We start from the raw sequence: 4,435 nt of genomic DNA, 5'->3' as shown, positions 1-4,435 counted from the left end.
TAAGCCAATGAGTGTTGTTTCAAATAAGTTAGCAGCAAGCCCAACGCTTAAACCACATAAAAGCGCCGATATGTTTAGTAAATTAGTTACATTAAGCCCACGCTTTTTACTGACATTACTAATTTTGCCGGTAATAGGCGGCCTAATTAGCGTGCTACTGCCCGCTTTTGGTTATGCGCCAGTACTTGAGCAAACAACACTTGGCCTACATGGCTTTACTATGCTTATGCAAACACCCGGCCTAACACACATGGTTATGCTAAGTGTTGGCACCGGATTAATAAGTACCTTACTTGCCTTTATCATTACGTTAATGATTTTAGCGGCATTTTTTAATAGCCCGTGGCTTAACCGTATTCAGCGCTTATTGAGCCCGATACTGGTAATTCCCCACGCGGCAGCGGCTATAGCGGTTGGTTTTTTAATTGCTCCTTCGGGCATGATCTCGCGTTTAGTATCGCCTTGGTTTAGTGGATGGGAACTTGCGCCTAACGGCATGTTTCCGCATGACTCGTTTGGTATTAGTATAATTTTAGGCTTAACCCTTAAAGAACTGCCTTTTTTACTGTTAATGGCGCTAGGTGTGCTTGCCCAACCTGAGCTTGGCAAAAAACTGCGCCAACAACATAAAGTAGCGCTTAATTTAGGCTACTGCCCTATGACTGCTTTTTTTAAAGTAGTATTACCAAGCCTTTACCCATTACTGCGCCTACCCATTTTAGCCGTATTGGCTTATGCCAGCGCAAGTGTAGAAATGCCACTTATTCTAGGGCCAAATACACCACCCACCTTGGCAGTCGCTATTATGCACTGGTTTAACGATGTAGATTTAAACCTGCGTATTAAAGCCTCTGCAGGGGCATTATTGCAGCTTGTACTTACTGGTGGTTTACTAGCTCTTTGGCTTGGAGGCGAAAAAACCATAAAAGCATTATTTAGTGACTTACTCACCAATGGCGAGCGAGAATATGGCGGTGTTTATTGGCAAAAAATAACAACCTTATTAACAGTATTTGTAATTGGCTTTATTTTGCTCTCGTTAATTGGCTTAATTATGTGGTCGGTTGCCGGATTTTGGCGTTTTCCGGCGGCTTTGCCCGAGCAGCTCACGCTACTTCACTTTAAAAGTGCGCTAATGCAAATGCAAAGCCCGCTTTTTAATACCCTTGCTATAGGGCTAATTACTTCGTTATTTGCCATTATTATTACCCTGTTGTGCTTAGAGTCAGAGCAATTAAGTGCAAAACCCATGTCGCGCTTTACCAGCTTAATTATTTATTTACCGTTGCTTGTACCAAGTATTGCGTTTTTATTTGGCCTAGTGTGGCTGCAACAACTAGTAAATAACCAAGCCGCGTTTTTTAATGTGGTATTTACCCATTTATTGTTTGTACTGCCGTATGTGTTTTTATCGCTTGCGAGCAGTTATAGGCGATTAGACCCTCGCTTTGCTCATGTAGCAGCAAGCCTTGGCGCAACACCCTGCAAAGTGTTTTTACAAGTAAAATTACCCCAGTTATTTGCCCCTATTTTAATTGCGGCCGCACTTGGTTTGGCAATTAGTTTTGGCCAATATTTACCGACTCTTTTAGCCGGTGGCGGGCGCATAGCAACAATTACAACCGAAGCGGTTGCCCTTGCAAATGGCGCAAGTAGGCGTACCAGTGCGGTGTATGCCATTATGCAAATGGCATTGCCACTCATTGGCTTTATCCTAGCGTGGGTGTTACCTAAGTACTTTTTTAAAAGCGCACATCGCTAACCCATAAATTAAAAGGTTTTTAATGCAGTCATCTTTAGAGATTAAAAATTGTGAGCTTTATCGTCAACACGAGCAATTACTAAGCTTAAACGAGCAAGTAAAAGGCGGCGAAATACTCACTGTTATGGGGCCATCAGGCAGTGGTAAATCAAGTTTATTAAATTGGCTTACCGGCACATTACCCAGTGGTTTTAGCGCAAATGGCGAAGTGTGGCTTAACGGCGAAAATATTAATAACTTACCCGCACATTTACGCCACATAGGCGTGCTTTATCAAGATGCGTTATTATTTTCGCATTTATCGGTAAGCGGTAACATTGCCTTTGCTATGCCTAAAGGCAATAAAAAACAGCGCCTTGAAATAATAGAGCACGCCCTTGAACAAGTTGGACTAAAAGGCATGGCTAATCGCCACCCCGACAACCTCTCTGGGGGGCAACAAGCCCGCGTTGCTTTATTGCGTATGCTATTAAGCGAGCCAAAAGCGATTTTACTTGATGAGCCCTTTAGCAAGCTCGACACCCAATTAAGAGTAGATACCCGCGAGCTGGTATTTAGCCAAATACGTGAGCATAAACTGCCCGCTATTATGGTCACCCACGATCATAGCGATGCAGAAGCCGCAAACGGCAAACTGATCACCTTAAATTTAGCCAAATAAATACACGCACAAAAAGCACAAGGCACCAAGCATGTTAGACAAATACATAACCCCGGTAATAAAGCCACTGTTAACCCCGGTTGTGGCGTTAATGCACAAGCGTGGTATAACGCCCGACCAACTCACTGTGGTTGGTTTTTTAATAGGGCTATTAGCTGTGCCATTAATTGCGTTTGAAATGTGGTACGCAGCGTTAACGGCTATTGCTTTAAATCGTATTTTAGATGGGCTAGATGGCGCATTAGCACGCCATGCAAATTTAAGTTCAAGCGCTGGCGGCTATTTAGATATTACCCTCGACTTTTTATTTTACGCGGCAATTCCGCTAGGTTTTATTTTGGCAAACCCCGAGCAAAACGCCATTGCAGGTAGCATATTACTCGCCACCTTTATAGGCACAGGTTCAAGCTTTTTAGCCTTTGCCATAGCCGCCGAAAAATTTAAGCTTGAAAAACCTCAGTTTAAATACAAAAGCTTTTACTACTTAAATGGTTTAACCGAAGGCACAGAAACCATAGCGCTGTTTATTGCCTTTTGTATTTGGCCGCAGCACTTTGCCATAATGGCGAGTATTTTTGCCACTGCGTGCGCCATTACTATTTTTACACGTATACATGGTGGATATAACACGTTAAAACTCCAAGAAGCTAATGAGGTTACACAAGCCAATGAGTAATGAAATTTGGTGGCGTTTAGGGTTCTTTTTTAGCATTTTGGTTATTATGATGCTGCTAGAATCGCGTATGCCCGCACGCAAATCGCCTATAAAAAGTAGCACCCGATGGTATGCTAATTTTGGACTCGTGTTTGCTTCATCACTAATTGCCCGCTTAAGTGTGCCCATAGGCTTAACCGCCGTAGCGCTTTATAACCAAGAGCACGGTATTGGTTTATTTAATCGAATAGCCACACCAAGTATTGTTGCTATTATTTTAAGCATGTTACTGCTTGATATACTTATTTATTGGCAGCACCGGCTGTTTCATCAAGTGCCTATTTTGTGGCGTTTGCACCGTGTACACCACGCCGATGCGCATGTAGATACCAGCACAGGCTTGCGGTTTCACCCTATCGAAATTGTACTTAGCATACTTATAAAATTGATTGCCGTTACTGCTTTAGGGGTACCCGCTATTGCAGTATTAATATTTGAAATTGCACTTAACGGGTTAGCGCTGTTTAACCACGCCAATATTCGCTTGCCAAATGCAATAGAAAAGCCCCTTCGGTTAATACTAATGACCCAAATACTACATCGTATTCATCATAGCCAACGCGTGAACGAAACCAATTCAAACTATGGATTTAGCGTTATTTGGTGGGATAAATTATTTGGCAGCTACAAAAATGAAGCGCAAAAAGCCGATAACGACATAGATGTAGGCCTAAAAGAATACCCAAGCGAAAAGCAAAACGCCTCTCTTTGGGCTTTGTTAACCATGCCATTTCAAAAAAAGTAACAACTATCCTCTTAAAAAATAAAATCATTAAACAAAATTATGCAGTTTAATGATTTTAGAACTGCTATTTATTCGTTAAACAGTAAATTAATTGTAAATAATTTAGACAAATATGTTGACCAAATCACAACTGCACAATACTATTTGTAAGCGCTTACAATTACACACGCAAATGTAAGCGCTTACAGAAAGTATAAAAGCTATAAAATCAACTAAACTTAAACACATATTCTGACAATTATCAGTTGAACGGGGTTCAGTTATGAACATTGAAACAACACGCATTACACGCCTTTTGGCAGCTATTTCATTAGCGTCTTTGGCCGGCTGTGGTGGTGACGCTGCAACAACAAACACGAATACAGAAGTCGTTAATTCTTCAGAGCCAGTCTCAGATTGGCGCATGGTATGGAATGACGAATTTGACGGCACTAGCATTGATACAAACAAATGGAACTTTGAATTAAACTGTGCTGGTGGTGGTAACAACGAAAAGCAATGTTATACCGATAACGAAGAAAATGCCTTTATCAAAGACGGCATGCTGAACAT

General features: G+C 41.6%; 5 protein-coding genes. All 5 read left to right on the top strand.

The features are described 5' to 3' along the window. Positions 1–7: 7 nt before the first annotated feature. Positions 8–1,762 (top strand): ABC transporter permease, encoded by a 1,755-nt coding sequence (locus tag BCG07_RS16190; protein ID WP_286891103.1) that lies wholly within the window; start codon positions 8–10, stop codon positions 1,760–1,762. 22 nt (positions 1,763–1,784) lie between these two features. Continuing rightward, positions 1,785–2,423: an ATP-binding cassette domain-containing protein gene (locus BCG07_RS16185; RefSeq protein WP_286891101.1), complete on the top strand. Its 639-nt coding sequence runs from the start codon at positions 1,785–1,787 to the stop codon at positions 2,421–2,423. A gap of 31 nt (positions 2,424–2,454) precedes the next feature. After that, on the top strand, positions 2,455–3,099 hold the full coding sequence (locus BCG07_RS16180) for a CDP-alcohol phosphatidyltransferase family protein (RefSeq protein ID WP_010556828.1): 645 nt from the start codon (positions 2,455–2,457) through the stop codon (positions 3,097–3,099). Next, the gene (locus BCG07_RS16175) at positions 3,092–3,883 is read left to right on the top strand and encodes a sterol desaturase family protein (protein ID WP_286891098.1); all 792 of its coding nucleotides are present in this window, start codon (positions 3,092–3,094) and stop codon (positions 3,881–3,883) included. The genes BCG07_RS16180 and BCG07_RS16175 overlap by 8 nt, the downstream gene beginning before the upstream one ends. A gap of 262 nt (positions 3,884–4,145) precedes the next feature. Beyond that, positions 4,146–4,435, top strand: a 290-nt coding sequence (locus BCG07_RS16170) for a glycoside hydrolase family 16 protein (protein WP_502694078.1), incomplete at its 3' end; no start/stop codon positions are given.

Origin of the sequence: Pseudoalteromonas sp. ESRF-bin5 (genome assembly GCF_002632075.1) — a bacterium.
In the GTDB taxonomy this organism is placed as follows: domain Bacteria; phylum Pseudomonadota; class Gammaproteobacteria; order Enterobacterales; family Alteromonadaceae; genus Pseudoalteromonas; species Pseudoalteromonas marina.
Note: the sequence above shows the minus strand (reverse complement) of the source record. Positions and strands in the feature narration are given on the sequence as shown.